Below are 20,624 nucleotides of genomic sequence, written 5' to 3'. Positions count from 1 at the left end.
GGCCAGGCTCTCAAGCGCCAGACGTCCGCGTCTACCCCGCTAGCGCCCTGGCTGTGGGGTACTTCGCCAGCCCGAGAATGATCCCGGCTAACCTTTCCGCGCACTCACCGCCGCCACAAATCTGCCAACCAAGGACGAGACGATACTCACACTCATGACGTGCCAGGAGAGGAAGGAAAGCGGCACTCCGGCCAGTGCACCCAGAACCAGGTACCAATAGGCGAGCCTACCAACAGGAGCATCACCAGCACCGTTTAGTCGGCGCTCGATGTACATCGAGCCCGGTACTGCGATTAGTGCAATCAAAGGAATCGCAAAAATTGCAACTAGGCCGCCAAGGAACAATCCAGCAGAAAACGAGTCATCGATTACGAAGGATCCGAGGGCGATCATCAGGGCGCACGCGCAAACATAGGCTGCAAAAATGCCCAGAGCGAAGTCGCGGAACTCCAGCGGCCGAGCTTCCATATCCCCCGCCTATGCGCATCAGCTAGCCACTCCAGCCCGCGTCAACCAACGAAAAAACTAAATCAAACTTAGCCAACCGTGCTAGATTCTCTCAACGACTCCAAGCTGCACGCCGGTATAGGCAACGCGAGACAGATCGTACCCAAATAGCAGGTGGGCCGCGCTTCTGAATAGTCGCTCAGGGGCGCGGCTCACGTTGGGCCGACGCGTCCTCGGCCCGAGCCCCGAAACCCATGCCTCACGACGTCCGCGATCGTCGGCGCCGATGTCTCCCCTTGTGCCGCTGACTACGAACCACCACCACCCCGGCCGCGGCCGCCTAGTCGTCGCGCGGGACGTCGCCGCGCCAGGCACCGGAGGCGAGGCCACGCGATTCGATGAACTCCTTGAAGTTCGCCATATCTCGCTCGGCGGCCATGGAGACCATGCCGGTCTTCTCACCGACGGTCTCGGCCATGCCCTCAGGCTCCATCTCCAGCTGCAGCGTGACACGCGTGTTCTCCGCGTCGAGCCGATGGAACGTCACCACGCCGGCCTGGTCGACGCCGCCGGTGGAGCGCCACGCGATCCGCTCGTCGGCGTGTTGTTCGGTGATCTCCGCGTCGAACTCACGCTGCACGCCAGCGATCTTCACCGTCCAGTGCAGGTGCCGGTCGTCGAGCTGACTGACCGTCTCGACGCCGTCCATGAACTTCGGGAACTCCTCGAACTGGGTCCACTGGTTGTACGCGGTCGTGATCGGGACGTGCACGTCGACGGACTTCGTGGCCGTGGACATGAATGCTCCTCTCGGATCGTCGGTTCGTCGGTCTCTCGGCCCGTACCCGGGTCTGCCGCCCGGTAACGACGCGTGAACCTGCCCCCGATCGGGTACGAACGCCCCCCACGGAGGGGTAACGCTGCGACAGCGACGTGGGATCCACCGGGCCGGCGATCCTGCGACAGCGACGTGGGATCCACCGGGCCGGCGATCCTGCGCCAGCGCAGGGGCCGTGGCTTCGGCTACGTGGACGCCGACGACGGAGCTCCGCACGACGCCTCCCCCCAGCTCCGCCCGTCGCTCGCCGCTGAGCCGCTGCCACATACCGGGCAGAACGGTGTTCTCCTCCTCCTCGACGTGATGACCGACGGACTCGACGAGCTCGCGCAGCACCGCCTCGTACCGGGGATCGTGCGCGTCCATCGCGGCGAGCCGTTCGAGGATCGCCTCGGCCTCGGCATGCTCTTCCTGGCTGTGCGCGACCTCGTCAGTCTCGCCGGCCTCGTCCCGCGCGACGGGATACACCGCAGCCTCCTCGGCCCGGCTGTGCGCGACCAGCAGCGCCGTCACCTCGGTCACCGCCAGATCCCGCCGCCCAGGATCACTACGCAGCAACTCGAAGAGCCGCTCGATCTCCCTGTGGTCCCTCTCGATCAGATCCACCACGTCACGGCTCTCAGCCATCGTCCTCACCCCTCCGGTCGCCCGTCGCGACCTGGCCGACCCTTACCGGGCGCCTGCTGCCGCATGCGCTGGGCATCGGTCGTGCGCAGCGGGGTACGGACCGCCAAGAACGGACCAAGGAGGCGGCCATGCCCAGCAGGTCGGCGAACGTGAAGAACGAGAAGCAGTACGAAGCCTTGAAGGACAAGGGCATGTCGAAGGAGCGGGCCGCGCGCATCGCCAACTCCCCCGGCGCCTCACAGCGCGGCGGCAAGCAGAGCGGCTCCGTCGGCGACAGCTCCCAGGGCCGTACGACCACACAGAAGAAGGAGGCCAGCCGCAAGGGCGGCAAGGCGGCCCACCGCAAGAGCTGAACCCGATGCGAAAGGGCAACGATGACCAGTACGTTCGCGCAATGGACGTTGGACGTGGGGGATGTCGAGCTGATGGCGCGGTTCTGGTCCGCGGCGCTCGGCTACCGGATCGAGCCCGACGGCGACGGCGACGGCGCCCACCTGCACCCGCCCGTCGGCGCACCGGCCGGAACGCTCTCCGTCTGGCTGCAGCCCTGCGCCGGGCCAAAGCACGAGAAGAGCCGCGACCACCCCGACCTCGTCGCGGCGGCCGGGACGGCGGACACGGAGGTGGAGCGTTTGCTCGGACTCGGTGCCACCCGCGCCGACGTCGGGCAGACCGGCAGGGAGGGGTTCACCGTGCTGGCCGATCCGGAGGGCAACGAGTTCTGCTGCACCGCCGGTCGTCCTGAACGGCACGGCTCAGTCGCCCAGCAATGTGCCGAGCGGGCCGAGGTCCAGGTTGAGGTCGCGGATCGTCAGTCCATACCGGCCGCGCAGTTCGGCCATCGCGGTGTCCAGCTGGAGCAGCGCCTGACCGAGCGCTTCGACCTGGACGTCGTCGAGGTCGCCCTCGTCGACCCGGCGCAGTGCCTGCCGCTCCATCAGCTGCCGGATCAGCTCGATGACGGTGAGGACGAGTTTGAACAGGTCCCGCTCGACGGAGTCCGCATCGGAGTCGATCCGGTTCGGCAGGACATGCATCGGCCGGGTCACCGCGCCTCCTCGGCTCGGATCGACCGGATCAGCGCACGCAGGCGGACCTCTACCAGATCGACACCGGCCAGGGAGATGGTGATGTCGCCGGACACCACCACGCCGGCGCCGAGCAGCCGGTCGAGCAGGTCGACCAGCGCTATCTGCACGCCCTCGGGCCGCGCAGCCGGGGCGACGGTCACGGCTCCTCCACCGTGACGAAGGAGTACGCCGGCCAGGGGCCAGCCAGCTGGAACCTGCAGTCCTCGTGCCGCTCCCGCAGACTCTCGACGACCGCCGCGAAGGTATCGGCCCCGTCGACCGGGACCAGGTAGGCACCGTTGAGGCTCATCGGGGTGTCGTGGCCGGTGAGCCGCTGGTCCTGCACGGCGAGCCGGCGGGCGTCGACGGCGTACCGGGTCAGTTCCTCGTGCACCTGCCCCGCGACGGCCGTCGCGCGGGCGAATGCGTCGTCGCGCGCGGTAGCGGCGGCCTTGCGGCGGATCAGGTAGGCCGCTCCTGTGCCCGGAGTGCCCGGCGCGCGAGCCGGCTCCGCGTCGGTGTCCGGCGGTGAAACCTCCGGCGCGTACACCTTGACGCTCCACTCCGCCCGCCCGGCGACCTCGTCGAGTGCACGGCGGAAGCCGTCGTGCCAGCGGTCCAGGCGTTCTCGGACACCGTCGTCGTCGGCGACGATGGTGGCCAGTCGCAATGGTGCTGCCGGCACCGCCCGTGCGACGCCGTCGACGACGCCGTGGTGAGCCTGCGCGGCGGCCTTCAGCCAGCCGAGGTCGTCGAGGTTGCGCGCCAGCGCCTCCTCTCCGAACGCGCCGCCCGCGCTGACGTCGACGGTGCCGACGACGGCGACCAAGTCGCGGTGGCGGACGACCCGCACCGGCTCGTCCGCCACCCCCCGCAGGCCGTCGAGGACGTCGTCGCCGACCGGCGCCGCGATCGCGTAGAGGTAGCTGGCGGTCTCACTCATCGCGCGCCCTGTCGTCGTCGCCGTTGCCGCCGCCCGACAGCATGGGGTCGCGGCGCCACCAGTCGATGCCCATCTCCTGGGCCTTGTCGACCGACGCCACCAGCAACCGGATCTTGATCGTGAGCAACTCGATGTCGAGCAGGTTGACCCGGATGTCGCCGGCGATCACGATCCCCTTGTCCAGGACCCGTTCCAGGATGTCGGCGAGGTTCGCCGGTTGCGGCGGCGCAGCCAGTGCCGATCCGTAGGGCCGGGTGAGCGGGGCGCGCTCTCTGGCCTGCGTCATGGTTCAGTCCTCCCTCGACGCGCCGCGCGAGTAGCGCCGTGCGCGCCGGTAGCCGGTCAGGTCGCCGTCTCCGTCGAGGTCGACGGCGTACTCGGCCAGCACGTCGGTGGAACGCGGGACGCGCTCCAATTCGAGCACCTCGACCCGCACCCGCCAGCCGTCGTCGGTCCGGTGGATGCCGGTGACGGCCTCCGCCGTGCGCCCGCTGAGCGCGGCCAATTCCTCGGCCGCCCGAGCGGCCACTTCCGACGCCTTCACAGCAACCGCCCGATCAACTCGTCCTCCATCGCCGCGGCCTCCTCATCGGAGAGCAGCCCGGCGACCCGGTCCTGCTCCACCTGGTCCAGAGCCAGGCGGACGGCCGCGGGGTCGCGGTACTGCCGCTCGGCCTCGTCGCCGATCAGCCGGGCGATCCCGGCCACGCCGCGGACCGGCGCCAGCGGCAAGGTCAGCAGCCCGGTCAGGAGACCCATGGGTCATCGCCCGGCACGAAGTCGTACGGCGCCATCGGTCCGACCAGCCGGACTCGGCCGCGCCCGGCCAGATCCCGCGCCGCCTCTTCGGCAGCCCGTTCGAACTCCTCCAGCCGGTCGTCCGCGACCAGGAGTGCGACGTCGATCAGGTAGTCGACCTCGCCCGAGGCACGGATGTTCCAGTCGGCGGCGGCCGGGACGAGCAGATCCAGCAGGGTGCCGCTGTCGACGTCGCGCTTGACCTCCAAGGCCTGCGCGACGAGCTCGCCCAGCCGGATCCGCTCGGTCCAGCTGGCCTCGACGGTGTGGCCGCGGGTCCGCTCGCGCAGCTCGGCGATGTCCGGGTTCTCCGTGACGATCTCGGCCAGCACGGCCTCCTCGTTGTAGCGAGCCCGGACGACGAACTGCCGGTGTCCGGCCAGTTCGTCGAGTACCGAACTGAAGTACTCGGCGTTGGGCTCCAGCAGCTCGGCCACGACCGCGTCGGTGTCAGCCACCACGGAACCGAACCGCATGGGGATCACGGCGCAGTGCGGCGCCAGCGTGTCGGTCACCCGGCTGTGCGCGAGCAGGTCATCGCGCCGGCCGAAGGCGCGATCGGTGCCGACCTTGCCGACCACGGCGGCCACCGGACCATACGCGACCATCTCGATCGCGCCGCCGTCGATGCCGGTGAGATCGTCGGGAGCGGACGTGCCGGCGGGCACGATGGCGTAGACGTACTGGGCCATCGGGGCGACCGTGTGGTCGTCCATCGCCGCTGCTGCTTCTGTCCGGGTCATTCGCTCTGGCTCCTTCGGCGGCGAGCGGTGGCCTTCTTGGGCGGCCGCCGCCTGCGTTCCTCGTCTTCGTCGTCGTCGGTGAAGGCGTCCTTGATGCCCTCGATGGCACCGGAGGTCTTGCCCTTGGCGGCCTCGTGTACGCCGTCGCCCATCAGCTCGGTGAGGTCCTTGCCGCCGTGCTCGTACAGGTCGAGCCGGTTGGTCGCCTCCGCGAACCGGAGATAGGTGTCGACGCTGGCAATGACGATGCGGGCGTCGATGGTCAGCAGCTCGATGCCGACCAGCGAGACGCGCACGTACGCGTCGATCACGAGGCCCTTGTCCAGGATGATGTCGATGACGTCGGCGAGTCCGCTGGGCGATGGCCGCTGCAGCTGACCGCCACCTCCGGACCGTCGCTGGTTGACCACAGTCATGCGCTCGCCCCCTTCCGGCGCCGGCGGGGTGCCGGCTCCTCCTCGACGTCCTCGTCCTCCTCGCTGGGCTCCTCCTCGTCGAGGGGCTCATCGTCGGCGTACTCGTCGTCCTCGGCCGCTTCGTCCTCGTCCTCGGCCGGCTCCTCGTCGTAGCCGTCGTCGTACTCGTCCTCGTACGACTCCTCGTCATCTTCGGCCTCGGCGTCCTCGCGCTCGCGCGCCTCCTCGTCGGTCTCTTCGACCTCGCTGTCGTGGATCGCGCCGCGCCAGCCCTCGACCTCGTCCGGGTCCTGGAGGAGGTGCACCATCACGTGCCGGCGGAAGTGCTTGAGCTCCAGCCGGGCGCGGCGGCCCTGCGCCCGCCAGAGATTCCCGGTGCGCTCGAACAGGCCCTTCGGGTAGTACTCGAGCACGACGACGACCCTGGTCAGCCGAGGTGCCAGCTCGTGGAACGTCACGGTGCCGTCGACGTGGCCCTTAGCGCCGGACGAGCGCCAGACGATCAACTCGTCCGGGACCTGCTCGATGATCGTCGCCGACCACGTCCGGTGCGACCAGAACACCTGCGCTTTGAAGTCGACCTTCTCGTCGGCCTTCTGCTCGACGTTCTCGACCTTCTTCATGAAGCCGGCGAAGTCCTGGAACTGCGTCCACTGGTTGTAGACCACGCTGACCGGCGCGCCGATGTCGATCTCCTCGACGATGTTGGTCGCACGGGTGGCTTTGTCGCCTTTCTTACCCTCGTCCGCGCCGTCCTTCGATCCGCCGGAGAAGACTCCGAGGACCTTGTCCTTGACGCCGCCGACGGCGCCCTTGACCGCGCCGGGCAGGCCGTTCTTCGCGGCACCCGCGAGTGCGGCGACGCCGATCGGGCTACCGCCGGCGATGTCGTCGAGCTTGTCGGTGGCTTTGCCGATGCGGTCGCCGGCGGACTGGATCGCCCACTCGCCGAGCGACGTGAGGCCGTTCTTCGCCTCGTCCTTGAGCCGGCCCAACGGCAGCTCGTCGAGCACACCGCGCAGGCCCTGATCCGGTCGGCCGTCGGTGACGGTGTCGGTGCGTGCCATGTGAGTCACCTCCTCGACCCGGAGCGGGAGCGGCCGGACGACGCGGCCTTCTTCGCCGTCCGCTTGCGGGCCGGAGCGTCCTTGCGCGCGGACGCCGTCCGCTTGGCCGGAGCCTTCTTCGCGGCACGCTTACGCGGGCGCGGCCGCTCCTCCTCGACGGGTTCCTCGGCGGCCTCATCGGCGGGTTCCTCGCCGGCCGCCGCCTCGGTGTCGTCCTCACTCCCACGGCCGACCGGGACGCGCTCCGTGACCGTGCTGGTGAGCCGGTCCGAGCGATCCCGGATCGAGTCGCTGAGGTGGTCGATTCGCTGGCCGACCACGCCGACGGCAGCGCCTCGGGCGGCCGTGTAGAGCGTCGTGCGAACCTGCTCGGAGAGCTTCGCCAGTTCCGGGCGGCTCTCGACGAGCTCGCCGGCCTGCCGCAGCATGCCGCGCGGATCCGTGGCCAGCCGCTTGCCGGCCAGCATGCTGCCGACCGCGATCGCCAGTTTGAGCTTCTTCCTCCGGCCGAGGATGTAGCCGGTGGCCGCCGCTGCGGCGACCCGTGTGGCCGTGTTCATCACACACTTCCTTTGTGGGGTTTGTGCTGATTTGTGGGTATTTGCTGCGGCGTACCCGGCGGGATTCACCGCAAACGATGGCGGCCCAGTCGCCGGCGCCGCTTCAGGCGGCGAGCCGCAGCAGCCGCTGGAGCATCGGGATGCTCGGGTAGTAGTCCTCGTCGATGCGCTCCACCAGAAGCGTGATGTAGTCCCAGACGTCGTCCTCGGTGAGCAACGACTCGATGTAGTCGAGCATCGTCGGCGACGGGTACTGGTCCGCCTCGGCCTTGCGCATCAGCGTGTCGAGGACGATCTTCCGGATGACTTCCTGCTGCTTCGGCATGACCCCTCCCAGGCCGCGGCGACAACTCGACTCTGGTCGTCGGTTACCACCTGCATCTCGGCACAAACGGGCCATAGTCGACTTTTCGGGCATCAATCTGCCGAGCCGCGACCGACGTCGAACCGCTCCTCGTACCGTTGCCGCGCCTCGGCCAGCGCGCGTCGGCCGACCTTGGCCACCGGGACCGGCTCCGCGACCAGAGGCTCATGGTCCGGCCCCTGGCCGACGATCCGGCCGGTGAGCACCCAGGGAAAACGGTCGTCCTCGCCGAGTTCGTCGTACTTGCACAGCCGCCGAGCCACCCAGTCGGCCGGCGGTCTCGGCCACCACGGCTCGGGCTCCAGGGTCGTGACCGACCAGCCAGGCAGGTCGACGCCGGCCTCGTAGTCGCGGCTCGGCCCGTCCCGCCGGTCGGTGTCCGGCCCCTTCGAGTAGCGGACGAACAGGCGGGGATGGTCGTGGACCACGCGCATGACTCCGTCGAGCGAGTCGAGGACCGGCAGACCGCCGGACATCACGCGGCGACGGCGAGCAGCACCCCGCTGCGCGGCCGGGTGGGGACGCGCGCGAGATCGACCGTCAGGTCCTGCTCCGGGAGGTCGAACCGGGTCAGTGCCAGGCGGCGTACGGCCTCCTCGAGCAGGACGAGGGTGACGTCCTCGCCCGGGCAGCGGTGTCCGGTCCGCACCGCGCCGCCGCCCTGCGGGACGAGTGTGCCGGGCGCGGGCGGCGGCCCGAGGAACCGGCCGGGGTCGAACCGGTCCGGGTCCGGCCAGTGCACCGGATCGTGGTCGGTGCCGTGGACGTCGAGCACGACATAGCCGCCGGCGGGGACGTCGACGCCGAGGACGTCCTGGCCGGTGCGAGCGCGGGCGATGAGCACCGGCACGAACGGGTAGCGGCGCCGAACCTCCTGGGCGAACGCCCCGAGCGCGGTGTCATCGCCGGCGGCGATTCGGTCCCGCCAATACGGCTGATGCGCCAGCGCGATGGCGGCGAAGGTGACGAACCACGCCACGGCGACGGCCGGCCGCACGACGTTGAGCAGGGCGACGCCAGCGTCCCGCTGCGTGAGCAGGCGGCCGTCCGGCTCCCGGGCGTGCGCCATGACGTCCAACGGCGTCCCGGGCTGGACCCGGATCCGGCCGACGCGGGCCGCGCGGATCAGTCCGGCCGCCCATCGGTCCAGCCCGCGCCTGGCGGCGACGGCGCCTACGTAGGACCGTCCCGGGCTGGCGAAGCCGTCGAGCACAAGCGCCAACTGGCGCGCGCGTCGTGCCACGTCGTCCGGTTCGGCTGGGATGCCGGCCCACGGAAGCATCGTCGCTGTGAGCACCCGGGCCGCCTCGTCGAACAGCACGAATGGACGGCGGGGTTCCCAGGTGCGGGCCGCCAGCTCCCACCGGTGACGGGTGCGCAGGCGCAGGTCTTCGGCCGCGACCGGTGTGAGCAGTTCCAGGTATCTCGCCTTGTGCCGGTGGTGTCGTGCGTCGTCGAGCCCGTGCACCGATCCGTGTCCGAAGACCACGCCGCCGACCGGCGCCGGGATCGCCCGCTCGCGCCGCAGCCGTGGGCTGTAGAACCGTGACACGCCCTCCGGCCCGCCGACGACCACTGAGCGGCGGCCGAGGAACCGGATCGGCGCGGCCGACCGGCCCACCCGCAGGCCACTCGCCCATCCGTAACCCTGTCGCCAAAGACCCAGCACACCGTCCTGGTCCACCGTCACCACCTCGCTTCGCTGGCCGACCCGGTACCCGGCCTTCGCCCGCGCATGCCACGTGGCGGCCGGGGTACGCGGGCGGACATGAGGCGCATCGATCGGATCGCCGAACCGTGGGGGACCCGCACGCCGTACGGACCGGGCGAGATCTGGCCGGTCCGCGTGGACCAGTACCTGAGCGGCGGGCTGGACGAGACCGAGGTCGAGCGCTGGGTGCAGTCGGCAACTGTCCTGCACTCCAATGGCGATGCCATGGACATCGGCGTCAAGGACGGCCACATCGTCGGTGTACGCGGGCGGGCCGTCGACCGCGTCAACCACGGGCGGCTCGACCCGAAGGACCTCTACGGCTGGCAGGCCAACCACGCCGCCGACCGGCTGACCGGCCCGCTGATCCGCCGGAACGGCGAGCTGGTCGCCACGGACTGGGACACCGCGATGGACACCGTCGCCGGCCGGACCCGTGAGCTGCTGGACCAATTCGGGCCGGGCTCGATCGGTTTCTACACGACTGGGCAGCTCTTCCTCGAGGAGTACTACACGCTGGCGGTCATGGCACGCGGCGGCATCGGCACCAACCACCTGGACGGCAACACCCGGCTGTGCACGGCAACCGCCGGCGAGGCGCTGAAGGAGTCGTTCGGCTGCGACGGCCAGCCGGGCTCGTACACCGACGTCGACCACGCCGACGTGATCGCGCTCTACGGCCACAATGTCGCCGAGACACAGAGCGTGCTGTGGACGCGCATGCTGGACCGGCTGGCCGGACCGGACCCGCCGCGGCTGCTCTGCGTCGACCCGCGGCGCACGCCGGCGGCGGACGCCGCGACGGTGCACCTGGCTCCGCGGCCGGGCACGAACCTCATGCTGATGAACGCGCTGCTGCACGAGATCGTGGCGCATGACTGGATCGACCACGACTACGTCGCGCGGCACACGACCGGCTTCGAGGAGCTGCGCACGCAAGTGGCCGGCTGCCCGCCCGAGCGCGCGGCGGAGGTCTGCGACGTACCGGCTGACGACATCCGCGCGGCGGCCCGCCTCCTGGGCACCGCCGGCCGCCTCCTGTCCACCGTCCTGCAGGGCTTCTACCAGTCGCACCAGGCCACCGCGGCCGCCGTCCAGGTGAACAACGTGCACCTGCTGCGCGGAATGCTCGGGCGGCCCGGCCGCGGTGTTCTGCAGATGAACGGCCAGCCGACCGCACAGAACACCCGCGAGTGCGGCGCCGACGGCGACCTGCCAGGCTTCCGCAACTGGGCGAACCCGGAGCACGTCGACGAGCTCGCGCGGCTGTGGAACGTCGACCCGGCGCGGATCCCGCACCACAGCGCGCCCACCCATCTCATGCAGCTGCTGCGCTACGCCGAACAGGGCTCGATCCGGTTCTTGTACGTGACCGGCACGAACCCCGCGGTGTCGCTGCCGGACCTGGCCCGCATCCGCGAGCTCCTCGCACAGGACCGGCTGTTCCTCGTTGTACAGGACATCTTCCTGACCGAGACCGCGCAACTCGCCGACGTCGTGCTGCCGGCCGCGACCTGGGGCGAGAAGACCGGGACGTTCACCAACGCCGACCGCACCGTCCACCTGTCCGAGCGGGCCGTCGACCCGCCGGGTCAGGCCCGTCCGGACCTCGACATCCTGCTCGACTACGCCCGTCGACTCGGGCTGACCGACCGCGACGGCGCGCCGCTGGTGCGGTGGGCCGACGCCGAGGGGGCGTTCGCGGCATGGGCGGCGTGCAGCGCCGGCCGGCCGTGCGACTACTCCGGGCTGACGTACGACCAGCTCCGCGGCGGGAGCGGGATCCAGTGGCCGGTCGACGCCGAGCACCCGGACGGAACCGAGCGCCTGTACGTCGACGGCGTCTTCCCGACCGACCCCGGCAACTGCGAGACCTACGGCCGCGACCTCCTCACTGGTGCGCCGGTGGAGCCCCAGGCGTACCGCGCGCTGAACCCGTCCGGCCGGGCGCTGATCAAGGCGGCCGAGTACGTCCCGCCGCACGAGCCGCCCGACGCGGCGTACCCGTTCGTGCTGACTACCGGCCGGACGCTGTACCACTTCCACACCCGCACGAAGACCGGTCGCGCGCCGCAACTGCAGCTCGCTGCGCCCGACGTGTGGGTCGAATTGTCCGACGATGACGCGCGGGCACACGGCTGGGCGGAGGGCGACCTGATGCGCGTCACGACGCCACGGGGCCGGGTCGAGGGCCGACTGCGGATCAGCGCGATCCGGCCCGGCGTCGTGTTCCTGCCGTTCCACTACGGCTACTGGGACACCTCGGCCGGCCACCGGCCGGACGGGGCCGGCCGGGCCGCCAACGAACTGACCCCGACCGACTGGGACCCGGCCTCCAAACAGCCGCTGTTCAAGACCGCCGCGGCCGCCGTCGAGCGCATCGCTGCCGGCGACGGCACCCCGGCGCCGGCACCGACGACGACGGCGTCCCGACCGGTCCTCGACGTTTCGGCCCCCACTCTCGGTGGCGAGGCCGACCGCGCCACCGAGGATGTGCAGGACGGAGCTTCCCGATGATGACCGGCCGTCTCGCCAGCACCCTGAGCGACCTGCACCGCGACGAGACCGAGCTCGCCGCAGCGCTGCTGCGCACCGCCGGCCGGCACCCGGCCGATCCCGAGATCGCCTACGTCGGGCACGACCTCGCCCGCTGGTCCCGCAGGCATGCCACGGACCTCGTCGAGACGGCGCACCGCTACGGCCTCCGGATCGGTGCCGAGCCCTCGGCGCCAGACGCCTCGCCACCGGCCGGCGACCCAGGGCTCACGCTGCTCGCCGAACTCCGCGGCCTCCACGAGCGGACCGCCGGCATCGCGCTGGTCTGGGACATCGTCACGCAGGCGGCGCAGGCGCTGAGGGACGACGAGCTACTCGCGCTCGCCCGGACGTGCCATGCCCAGACCCAGCAGCAGCTTGCCTGGTCGAAGGCCCTGGTCAAGGCCAACGCCGCGCAGCTCCTTGCCGTCCCCTGAACGGAGTCAGCGCCGAACGGGCGCGGGGCCGATCCGCGCGCGGAGCTGCCCGAGAATGCGCGCCAGCAGCCGCGATACCTGCATCTGCGTCACGCCGAGCTCGGTGCCGATCTCCTCCTGGGTCCAGCCTTTGAAGAAGCGCAGGTACAGGATGTGCCGGTCGCGTGGCTTGAGCTCGTGGCAGGCGGGGGCCAGCGCGGCCACGGCCTCCGCACGGTCGTAGCCGTCGTCCTCCTCACCGAGCGTCTCCGCCAGCGGCGTCTCCTCGCCACCGTCGCCGCGATAGTCGAAGGACGCGGTGGCGAAGCACTCGTGAGAGGCGTCGGCCTCGCGGACCTCGTCGATGCTCACGCCGAGGTGCTCGGCCACCTCGGCCGGGCTGGGCGCCGTGCCTTTCGCCTGGGAGACCTCCGCAGTGGCGGCCGTGACCGCTGCCGCCAAGTCCTGGACCCGGCGTGGCGGCCGGACCGCCCACCCATGGTCGCGAAAGTACCGCTTCACCTCGCCGCTGATCGTCGGGACCGCGAAGGAGACGAAGTCCTTGCCCAGGCCGGGGTCGAACCGCTGGGCGGCATTGACCAGACCGAGATTGGCGACCTGCAGGAGATCGTCCCGCTCGACGCCGCGGCGGTAGTACCGCCGGGCGATCGACTCCGCCAATCCGAGATGAAGAAGAACGACCTCGTCGATGAGTCTGCGTCGTTCGTGTCCTTGGGCGTCCGCTGCGCGCTCCAGTAGGTCCCTGGCGAGGCGCTCGCGTTCGTTCTGGTTCTGGTTCTGGTTCTGGTGCTGAATGCTGTCCGTCGCATGTGCGTGGCGCTGCATGGCTTGCACCCTCTCCAGACGGAGTGGACGTGGCGGGTTCTTGACCACGTGGCAACCACCGAAGCACGTGACCGGCTCGTTATCAAGCCACACTGAACAGAAAGGTCTGTCCACCCCGACGAGGCGTCGGAACAAGCGCAGCCCCGTCGCAGTGGAGCGATCAGCTTCGACGTGCATCGATACGAAGAATCATGGCGATCTGCGCTCGCGCGTGACGACGCTCTCGAGCGGGCTCTGCCCGGTACGCACCACCCGCAGCTCCGTCGCGGCGCCGATCGACGCTCGATTCCGGCCGGTGGGCCCTCGTCGAAGTGGGACCCATCGACAGCGCTCCGGTCGTCGAACGTGATTCCAGCTACCATCTGCAGATCGCGCCGAGCCGCTCCACGGGGATCACGCTGCCTCAAGAGGCCACCGGCTCCTGGGACCAGGCGATCAGACCGGCCACCCCCGAAGACGATCTCGGCGGATAGCCGCGGCGCTCCCAGTCATGCCATCCGGCGTGACGGGAGCGTGCTGGTCTCCCTCCAATGCCCCCGGGTGCCCCAGCGCCGCGCCGTGTGAACGGCGGCGCCGCCCGAACATCAACGTCGCGTTGTTCTGAGGAAGCACGGCGGCTGGAGCGTGCACACCCACGCCCACGCGCTCCAGCAGCTCGGCGCCGGGATGAGCCACTCTCGAGGCCGTGTGGCTCGGCGAAAGCCGGGTAGTGCCATGACGGGAGGACCAGATGGCGCTCATCCAGAAACCACCCGTAGTCGGCTACGACGAGGTGGCCGTCATGCGGCTGCCGCGGCTGATCAAGCGTCTCGACGAGGTCGGGCTGGCCGCCACTCTCGAGTACGAGGCCACACATGCCGACCGTCCGATCGTCAAACGCATGCTCACCCTGCGCATGATGCAGTTGGCCGCCGAGACCGAACACTCGCACTCGGCACCGATTGACGGAGGGAGGCCGCCCATGGGCACCGACCACAAGATCAAGAACACCGGCGAAGACCTGAAGGGCAAGGCCAAAGAGGCCTACGGCGACGCCACGGACGACGAGTCCACCCGCGCCGAGGGCAAAGCCGACCAGGCCAAGTCCGACCTGAAGCAAGCCGGTGAGAACGTCAAGGACGCGTTCAAGTAGTTCGCCCTCCGCGACTGGCCAGTGTCTCGCGTACAGCTCGCCAGTGCACCGGCCGGCCCTTCTATGTGGTCGATCATCTCGTCGCGGTTCTTGGCGGCGGGGCACTGCGTGGTCGAGACATCCAAGGACTTCGTGGGCCGAGGCATGGGTCTCTCGGATCGCCGGTTCCAGTATCTCGGACGAACCCGCCCCCGACCGGTTACAGGTGAACCCGGCCCAGACGACCGGGTAGGGACCGCCACTCGCGGGGCGACCGTGGGACAGCAGTGATGGGGCCCGCGCCGAGCCGACGGTCCTTCGGCGGGGCCGTGGCTTTGGCTACGTGGACGCCGTCCGCGAGCGGATCTGCGCTTGTCAGCAGTCCCGGCCGACCCGAGTTCGCCAACATCTGATGCCGCCCGCGCGCCCAGGACGCCGCGGAACCTCGCCGTCGCTGCAGCGCCTTACCCAGCGCTGAACTGCCCGCCGCAGATGCTCGGTCCGCCGGCCTGGCGTAGCTCGCCGATCTCTACGTGGCGTTCGCCAAGGCGAATGCCGCCCCCGTTCCTGGGCGTTCTCAGACCGGTTCACGCGTCCTGGCGACGGCGGGCGCTGAGGGTCTCAGCCGTTCCGATCAGCAGGACCGCCGCGACCACCGCGACGATGAAACCGAGGACGTTGAGCTCGAAGATGCCTCCGGTGCCGAGCAAGTTGGCCACCAGGCCGCCGATGACGGAGCCGGCGAGCCCGAGCAGCAGGGTGGCGACCCAGCCGAGGTTCTGCTTGCCAGGTTTGATCAGCCGGGCGAGCGCACCGATGACCAAGCCGGCGACGATGAAACCGATCATGAGGGGGCTCCCGTCATTGGTGCGGCACACCGCGGCCGCATTCCCCCTTGACGTACCCCGACCTCGGCAGGGCCACTCCTGGACATGTACGCGGCCGTCAGCCGGGCCGGCCCGGCGCGGGCGGCCTGTTCCCGACCCGTTCACGCAGTTGCCCGAGGATGCGGGTGAGCAGGCGAGACACCTGCATCTGCGTCACTCCGAGCTCGGTGCCGATCTCCTGCTGGGTCCTGCCCTTGAAGAAGCGCAGATACAGGATGTGGCGGTCGCGCGGCTTGAGCTCGCGGCAGACAGGCGCCAGGAGCACCATGGTCTCGGTCCGGTCATAACCGTCCTCGTCATCGCCGAGGGTCTCCACGAGCGACGTCTCCTCATCATTGAAGCCCCGGTAGTCCAGCGAAGCGGCGGTGAAGCAGTCGTGCGAGGCGCTGGCCTCGCGGATCTCGTCGGCCTCGACACCGAGGTGCTCGGCCAACTCGGCCTGGGTGGGCGTCGTGCCGCTGGTCTGCGCGACCTCCGCTGTGGCGACAGACACCTGCGCCGCCAGCTCCTGCACCCGGCGCGGCGGCCGCACCGCCCAGCCATGGTCGCGGAAGTATCGTTTCACCTCGCCGCTGATCGTCGGGACCGCGAACGAGACGAAGTCCTTGCCCAGACTCGGATCGAACCGGTGAGCAGCGGCGACCAGACCGAGCCTGGCCACCTGCAGCAGATCGTCGCGCTCGACGCCGCGCCCGGCATAGCGCCGCGCGATCGACTCGGCCAGCCCGAGATAGAGAAGAACCACCTCGTCGATGAGCCGCCGGCGCTCGTCTGCCTCGGCGCCGGCCGCGCGCTCCAGCAACTGCCGTGCAGTGCTTTCAGATTCTTGATGGTTCTGGTGCTCGTCCGTCGCGTATGTGTGGCGCTGCATGGCCGCACCTCTCCAGATGTGGAGGGACGTGGCGCGTTGCTGGACCACGTTCCTCCACCACACCACGGATGCCGGTTCGTTATCAAGCCCCCTGACAGAAGGGTCTGTCTACCTTTCATCGCCAGACGTGTTCGGCTCGGGCGGTTCGGGTATGAGGCCTCCAGGAATGAGTGGAGGAGGACGACATGCCTGGTAAGTCGGCGAACGTCAAGAACGAGAAGCAGTATGAAGCCTTGAAGGACAAGGGCATGTCGAAGGAGCGGGCGGCCCGCATCGCCAACTCCCCCGGCGCATCGAAGCGCGGCGGCAAGCAGAGCGGCTCCGGGGGCGACAGCTCACAGGGCGGCACCACCGCCCAGAAGAAGCGCGCCGGCCGCAAGGGCGGCAGGGCGGCCGCGAACAAGAGCTGAGGCGCCTGCTCACGCGTGACCGACCAGCCGGTCCGTCCCGTGAGCTCCGTGAACGAAGGGTCATACTCCTCACGTGACGAGCAAGCTCCCGACCGTCGTCGTCATCGACGATTCCATCGAGGTCCGGGCCGTCGTCACCGCTCGGCTTCGACTGTCGAGGCTGCTCGACGTCGTGGGCGAGGGCGGCGACGGCACCGAGGCCGTGGGACTCGCCTTCAAGCACCAACCCTCGCTGCTGCTCCTCGATCTCTCGATGCCGGTGATGGACGGCCTCGAGGCACTCCCCGGCGTCCTCGCCGTCTCGCCCGCGACCCGGGTCGTCGTCTACAGCGGCTTCGACGAGAGCGGGCTCGTGCAGAGTGCGCGGGAACTCGGCGCCGCAGGCTTCATCGAGAAGTCCCTGCCCATCGACCGCCTGGCCGAGGCGTTGCTGGCGAAGCTACCCGAGCACCACGTCGTCACCGACCCGCGCGCTCAACAGCAGCACGCCGGTACCCGCGCGCCCAGGCCAGAGCCCGACCAGCAGGTCCTCGACGAGCACCTCGAACGGTTCCGCGAGGTCTTCGAACAGGCCGCCATCGGCATGGCGACGATGACGCTGACCGGCAGCATCGTGCGAGCCAACCGCGCCCTCAGCAATCTCCTCGGTGGCAATCCGGACGAGCTGGTCGGTCTCGACTACGGCAGGCTGACCAGCGGCCGCGGCGATCTCCTCGACGCCGCGCTGTTCGACATCACGCGCACGTCCGCCGACATCGTGCAACTTGAGCACGACGTCGACGGCACCGTGGAGCCGCGGAGGGTGCTGGCCACCCTGGCCCCAGTCCGCGACTCGCGCGGCCAGGCGCTCTACGTGTTCCTGCAGGTCCAGGACATCTCGATGCAGCGCGCCGCGGAGGAGGAACTGCTCCGCAGCGAGGAGCGGTTCCGGCTGCTCGTCGACGCCGTCCGCGACTACGCCATCTTCATGCTCGACCCTCACGGACAGGTGGCCAGCTGGAACGCCGGCGCCGAGCGGATCAAGGGATACGCCGCCGCGGAGATCATCGGCCAGCATTTCCGCAGCTTCTACCCACCGGACAAGCGCGAGGAGCAGCACCCCGAGCACGAACTGCAACTCGCACTGCGCAACGGCCAGTACAGCGAGGAAGGGTGGCGGCTACGCAAGGACGGCACCCGCTTCTGGGCCAACGTCCTCATCACCGCCGTCTTCAACGAGATGGGCGAGCACATCGGATTCGCCAAGGTCACCCGCGACATGACCGAGCACCGGCGCACCGAGCAGGAGCGCCTCGCTGCCGCGGCCGCCCTTGCCGAGGCCAACGAACAGCTGCGATGGGCGGTCGAGGAGCAAAAACAGTTCCTGGCCGTGACCGCCCACGAGCTACGCACACCCGCCTCCGTCCTCGGCGGGGCGGCCGACACCCTCAAGCGGTACTGGGCCGACATCGCCGACAAGGAGCGCACCCGCCTTCTCAACAGCATCTCCAACAGCGCCACCAGAATGCAGCGGCTGGTCACCGACCTGCAGACCACATCGAGACTGGATGCCGACTCGCTGCGGCTGCGACCGGAACCGACCTCTCTGGCTGTACTGGTGGCGACGGCCATCGAGACGGTTCGCGCGCTCCACCCCGGCGGCGCCGTCACTGCACACCTCCACCCCGACATCCAGGTCCTCGCCGACCCCGGCCGCCTGGTGCAGGCCCTCGAGAACCTCATCGGCAACGCACTGCACCACGGCGCGCCACCGGTCGAGGTCCGCATCGACACCGCGGACGACGCCGCGCGGGTCGAGGTCACCGACGCCGGCCACGGAGTCCCTGCAGACATCCGGGAGCGGCTGTTCAAGCGCTTCAGCACCGGCGACGGCGCACAAGGCACCGGCTTGGGCCTGTACATCGCCAAGGAGCTCGCCCGTGCTCACAACGGCGACGTCACCTACCAGCCGGGCACGCCCGACCGGCCGGCCGGCACGTTTGTCCTCACCATCCCCTTGGCAGCACCCAGCAGTGACCCTCAGGCGCATGATGGATGACGCGAACGACGGCTCCTGACTCCGGTGGGCGATGCCGGCCCGAGTTGGCGCTGGCGTCGGTCCGAATGCCACGCGTCGAGAAGGGCAGCTTCGATCTCGTCCGGCCACGCCCCGCCAAACGCAGGTCTGCGGGTCAACGACCTCTCGATCCAAATGGCTCCTCGGGAAGCGAGTTCCAGAAGGGACGGCGATGAGGGCGCTCACGATCGCGGTAGTTGCACTGACCACTGCAGGTTTGGTCGCAAGCCGCTCGGCGGGGCGCCGCCAGGTACGCCCGATAGCAATCGCTCGCCACGTCCAGCACCTTGCCCAGGTTCTGGTTGAGATCGGCCGGCTGCTGTGCGGTCACCCTTGGCCTCTGCGCGCTCAATGGGCGCGACCAGCGTCGCGCACTCGGGCGTCTCCATCTCCCCAGCTGGCACCGAGCCGATCACTACCGCCTGCTGCGCCCACAAGCCGCCGTGCAAGCCCGCTACCGAGCCTGGCGATGCCGACTGTGCCCGGCTCCAGGCTCTATCGTCACGTCCAGCATCGACACGGCGTAGCAGTCGACCTCGGTGATGTCGTAGGGCTCGGTCGGGCCGAGCGCTACGAAGCTGCGACCTGCGCAGTTCGTAGTCGGGCCACGGTGACGATGGACGCGTTCCAGAGTCCGCTCATCCTCCAGCGCTGCGAGCGTTGCTTAGCAGCGTGCTCGCTCTCAGCGGCTGTTGGGGCCCGCGCCGCCTCGACGTCTTGGTCGGAACGCATCATCGCGCACGACCACCAAATCCATAGGAGCGGAGCAGATCGGACTCTCGATAACGCGGCCACAGGCGCCTGGTCGGTCTCGGCGAAACGCCCAGCACCAACGCCGGGTAGTTCGACCAGCCCACGCCGCCACCTGCTGTGGTTCACAGCCGGGCCCCCTCGTCCGACCAGTGGGAAGGGCCTCAGACCTCCCAAGCCTGAGGTCAGGGGCCTTCGCGTATCGCCGGCCCTCTATGAGCGGCGAGAGTGCGAGAGTCAGCGACCGTTGACGTCCACTGACTCGTCGGTGTGGATATCGATGACGTCTCGGTCACCCAGCGGCGCTTGGAGCTGGAGCTCGACGGTATCGAGGCAGTCATCGCCACCCCCGAAGGGAGTCGAGGAAGCGACGACCTCCACCCGCACCTGTTGGCCGTCCTCCTCGAGAACCGACATTTTTGGCTCACCGTTGCACGAATCCACCGAGAGCATGACGAGGTCGTCCGCCAAGAGGTCCGCGGCGACGACCTCGACGGTGCCACGCGTGCTGAGGCCTCCGACGAGCCGCCAGCCCACGACCAGAGCGACTGCCACAGCCAAGCCCACAACCAACAGCGCCACACGGCGGGTGCGCGGTTTACGACCACTGGACGCCTCGGTCATGTGAGACCCCCGACTGCCATCATTCAGCTCCCAACTCTACCGCCGAATTGCAGGCCTGCGCGCAACCTCAGGCTCCGCCTCCCCTGTCTCCCGGCAATGCATCTGCCATGCAGACTCACAAGTCAACTTGTGGCGACGAAGACGCCCAGGGCGTTGTCGATGCGATCAGCTCGGGAGAACAGATCCCGGTCAGCAGGAATGGCCGGGTCATAGTGCCAGCCCTTGTGAAATCCGCAGGCCACCTAGCCGTAGTACACGGGCCCGCCGCTGTCACCACCTGCCGCGATTCGCGCGTCCATCTGCACAAGATTGCACTCGCCGCTGTAGCAGACGTTGAGTTTGCGCAACTTCTGGCAGTCCTGGTAGCCGACTCTGCCGTTCTTGCACAGCGGCTTCCCCACGTAGGGCGCCAGTACGGACGAGACGTCGCGCCTGTTCACCTCCGTCGCAGTGGCAGATCCAGAATAGAAGTCGTCGGATTCGACCCTCGGCCCGGTGTGCCACTGAAAGTCACCATGAGTCCCTCATGACCAG

General features: G+C 69.4%; 25 protein-coding genes and 2 pseudogenes. 7 read left to right on the top strand and 20 right to left on the bottom strand.

Annotated elements, in window-relative coordinates:
• Positions 1 to 87: 87 nt before the first annotated feature.
• The 3 genes and pseudogenes from DZA62_RS35960 to DZA62_RS37710 form a co-directional block, all read right to left on the bottom strand.
• Entirely contained in the window at positions 88 to 468 is a 381-nt protein-coding gene (locus DZA62_RS35960) for a hypothetical protein (RefSeq protein WP_157987928.1), read from the bottom strand.
• A 319-nt stretch (positions 469 to 787) separates the two neighbouring features.
• On the bottom strand, positions 788 to 1,246 hold the full coding sequence (locus DZA62_RS37020) for an SRPBCC family protein (protein WP_232827609.1): 459 nt from the start codon (positions 1,244 to 1,246) through the stop codon (positions 788 to 790).
• A gap of 321 nt (positions 1,247 to 1,567) precedes the next feature.
• Positions 1,568 to 1,912: pseudogene (locus tag DZA62_RS37710) on the bottom strand (hemerythrin domain-containing protein); the annotation flags it as partial.
• Positions 1,913 to 2,040: 128 nt separating this feature from the next.
• Between DZA62_RS37710 and DZA62_RS26520 the strand changes: the two are divergent.
• Entirely contained in the window at positions 2,041 to 2,265 is a 225-nt protein-coding gene (locus tag DZA62_RS26520) for a DUF7218 family protein (RefSeq protein ID WP_116951962.1), read from the top strand.
• A 21-nt stretch (positions 2,266 to 2,286) separates the two neighbouring features.
• Positions 2,287 to 2,628: pseudogene (locus tag DZA62_RS37705) on the top strand (VOC family protein); the annotation flags it as partial.
• A gap of 39 nt (positions 2,629 to 2,667) precedes the next feature.
• Here the strand turns inward: DZA62_RS37705 and DZA62_RS26510 are convergent.
• The 13 genes from DZA62_RS26510 to DZA62_RS26450 all read right to left on the bottom strand — a co-directional run bounded on the left by DZA62_RS26510 (position 2,668) and on the right by DZA62_RS26450 (position 9,557).
• Positions 2,668 to 2,961, bottom strand: a complete 294-nt coding sequence (locus tag DZA62_RS26510) for a gas vesicle protein K (protein WP_232827608.1) — start codon at positions 2,959 to 2,961, stop codon at positions 2,668 to 2,670.
• Positions 2,958 to 3,143 (bottom strand): gas vesicle protein, encoded by a 186-nt coding sequence (locus DZA62_RS26505; RefSeq protein WP_198664220.1) that lies wholly within the window; start codon positions 3,141 to 3,143, stop codon positions 2,958 to 2,960. The genes DZA62_RS26510 and DZA62_RS26505 overlap by 4 nt, the downstream gene beginning before the upstream one ends.
• A complete protein-coding gene (locus DZA62_RS26500; RefSeq protein ID WP_116951961.1) occupies positions 3,140 to 3,925 on the bottom strand; it encodes a GvpL/GvpF family gas vesicle protein in 786 nt (261 codons plus the stop codon). The genes DZA62_RS26505 and DZA62_RS26500 overlap by 4 nt, the downstream gene beginning before the upstream one ends.
• Positions 3,918 to 4,211 carry a gas vesicle protein gene (locus DZA62_RS37015; protein WP_232827607.1) on the bottom strand — a complete coding sequence of 98 codons (294 nt, stop codon included), beginning with the start codon at positions 4,209 to 4,211 and terminating at the stop codon, positions 3,918 to 3,920. The genes DZA62_RS26500 and DZA62_RS37015 overlap by 8 nt, the downstream gene beginning before the upstream one ends.
• Before the next feature lie 3 nt (positions 4,212 to 4,214).
• Positions 4,215 to 4,454 (bottom strand): gas vesicle protein GvpO, encoded by a 240-nt coding sequence (gene gvpO / locus DZA62_RS26490; RefSeq protein ID WP_198664219.1) that lies wholly within the window; start codon positions 4,452 to 4,454, stop codon positions 4,215 to 4,217.
• 11 nt (positions 4,455 to 4,465) lie between these two features.
• A complete protein-coding gene (locus DZA62_RS26485) occupies positions 4,466 to 4,684 on the bottom strand; it encodes a gas vesicle protein GvpG (RefSeq protein ID WP_116951959.1) in 219 nt (72 codons plus the stop codon).
• On the bottom strand, positions 4,672 to 5,466 hold the full coding sequence (locus tag DZA62_RS26480) for a GvpL/GvpF family gas vesicle protein (RefSeq protein WP_116951958.1): 795 nt from the start codon (positions 5,464 to 5,466) through the stop codon (positions 4,672 to 4,674). The genes DZA62_RS26485 and DZA62_RS26480 overlap by 13 nt, the downstream gene beginning before the upstream one ends.
• Positions 5,463 to 5,882: a gas vesicle protein GvpJ gene (gene gvpJ / locus DZA62_RS26475; RefSeq protein WP_116951957.1), complete on the bottom strand. Its 420-nt coding sequence runs from the start codon at positions 5,880 to 5,882 to the stop codon at positions 5,463 to 5,465. Before gvpJ ends, DZA62_RS26480 begins: the two co-directional genes overlap by 4 nt.
• Positions 5,879 to 6,949: an SRPBCC family protein gene (locus DZA62_RS26470; protein ID WP_116951956.1), complete on the bottom strand. Its 1,071-nt coding sequence runs from the start codon at positions 6,947 to 6,949 to the stop codon at positions 5,879 to 5,881. Before DZA62_RS26470 ends, gvpJ begins: the two co-directional genes overlap by 4 nt.
• A 5-nt stretch (positions 6,950 to 6,954) precedes the next feature.
• Positions 6,955 to 7,509 (bottom strand): hypothetical protein, encoded by a 555-nt coding sequence (locus DZA62_RS26465; protein ID WP_116951955.1) that lies wholly within the window; start codon positions 7,507 to 7,509, stop codon positions 6,955 to 6,957.
• Between the two features lie 103 nt (positions 7,510 to 7,612).
• Positions 7,613 to 7,834 carry a hypothetical protein gene (locus DZA62_RS26460; protein ID WP_116951954.1) on the bottom strand — a complete coding sequence of 74 codons (222 nt, stop codon included), beginning with the start codon at positions 7,832 to 7,834 and terminating at the stop codon, positions 7,613 to 7,615.
• 92 nt (positions 7,835 to 7,926) lie between these two features.
• A complete protein-coding gene (locus tag DZA62_RS26455) occupies positions 7,927 to 8,349 on the bottom strand; it encodes a DUF6098 family protein (RefSeq protein WP_116951953.1) in 423 nt (140 codons plus the stop codon).
• A complete protein-coding gene (locus DZA62_RS26450) occupies positions 8,349 to 9,557 on the bottom strand; it encodes a cytochrome P450 (RefSeq protein ID WP_157987926.1) in 1,209 nt (402 codons plus the stop codon). Before DZA62_RS26450 ends, DZA62_RS26455 begins: the two co-directional genes overlap by 1 nt.
• Positions 9,558 to 9,641: 84 nt before the next feature.
• On the opposite strand from DZA62_RS26450, the gene DZA62_RS26445 reads away from it, so the two are divergent.
• Together DZA62_RS26445 and DZA62_RS26440 are read left to right on the top strand one after the other, a co-directional pair.
• The gene (locus DZA62_RS26445; RefSeq protein ID WP_116951951.1) at positions 9,642 to 12,101 is read left to right on the top strand and encodes a molybdopterin oxidoreductase family protein; all 2,460 of its coding nucleotides are present in this window, start codon (positions 9,642 to 9,644) and stop codon (positions 12,099 to 12,101) included.
• Positions 12,098 to 12,556: a hypothetical protein gene (locus DZA62_RS26440; RefSeq protein ID WP_157987925.1), complete on the top strand. Its 459-nt coding sequence runs from the start codon at positions 12,098 to 12,100 to the stop codon at positions 12,554 to 12,556. Before DZA62_RS26445 ends, DZA62_RS26440 begins: the two co-directional genes overlap by 4 nt.
• A 6-nt stretch (positions 12,557 to 12,562) precedes the next feature.
• Here DZA62_RS26440 and DZA62_RS26435 read toward each other — a convergent pair whose 3' ends face one another.
• On the bottom strand, positions 12,563 to 13,429 hold the full coding sequence (locus tag DZA62_RS26435; RefSeq protein ID WP_198664217.1) for a sigma-70 family RNA polymerase sigma factor: 867 nt from the start codon (positions 13,427 to 13,429) through the stop codon (positions 12,563 to 12,565).
• Positions 13,430 to 14,342: 913 nt separating this feature from the next.
• Here DZA62_RS26435 and DZA62_RS37700 point away from each other — a divergent pair.
• Positions 14,343 to 14,513, top strand: a complete 171-nt coding sequence (locus DZA62_RS37700; RefSeq protein ID WP_116952066.1) for a CsbD family protein — start codon at positions 14,343 to 14,345, stop codon at positions 14,511 to 14,513.
• Positions 14,514 to 15,079: 566 nt separating this feature from the next.
• On the opposite strand, the gene DZA62_RS26425 is transcribed toward DZA62_RS37700, so the two are convergent.
• Positions 15,080 to 15,340: a GlsB/YeaQ/YmgE family stress response membrane protein gene (locus DZA62_RS26425; RefSeq protein WP_116951948.1), complete on the bottom strand. Its 261-nt coding sequence runs from the start codon at positions 15,338 to 15,340 to the stop codon at positions 15,080 to 15,082.
• Between the two features lie 97 nt (positions 15,341 to 15,437).
• Positions 15,438 to 16,250, bottom strand: coding sequence for a SigB/SigF/SigG family RNA polymerase sigma factor (locus DZA62_RS26420; protein ID WP_116952065.1), 813 nt, complete (start codon positions 16,248 to 16,250; stop codon positions 15,438 to 15,440).
• 185 nt (positions 16,251 to 16,435) lie between these two features.
• Here DZA62_RS26420 and DZA62_RS26415 point away from each other — a divergent pair, with 185 nt between their 5' ends.
• Together DZA62_RS26415 and DZA62_RS26410 are read left to right on the top strand one after the other, a co-directional pair.
• On the top strand, positions 16,436 to 16,660 hold the full coding sequence (locus tag DZA62_RS26415) for a DUF7218 family protein (protein WP_116952064.1): 225 nt from the start codon (positions 16,436 to 16,438) through the stop codon (positions 16,658 to 16,660).
• A gap of 73 nt (positions 16,661 to 16,733) precedes the next feature.
• On the top strand, positions 16,734 to 18,698 hold the full coding sequence (locus DZA62_RS26410; protein WP_116951947.1) for a PAS domain S-box protein: 1,965 nt from the start codon (positions 16,734 to 16,736) through the stop codon (positions 18,696 to 18,698).
• 1,005 nt (positions 18,699 to 19,703) lie between these two features.
• Here DZA62_RS26410 and DZA62_RS26405 read toward each other — a convergent pair.
• A complete protein-coding gene (locus tag DZA62_RS26405) occupies positions 19,704 to 20,090 on the bottom strand; it encodes a hypothetical protein (protein WP_157987924.1) in 387 nt (128 codons plus the stop codon).
• Positions 20,091 to 20,624: the final 534 nt, after the last annotated feature.

The sequence above is a fragment of the Jiangella endophytica genome (assembly GCF_003427025.1).
Taxonomy (GTDB): domain Bacteria; phylum Actinomycetota; class Actinomycetes; order Jiangellales; family Jiangellaceae; genus Jiangella; species Jiangella endophytica.
The sequence above is the reverse complement of the archived record's forward strand: the minus strand, read 5'-3'. Positions and strand labels throughout refer to the sequence as shown.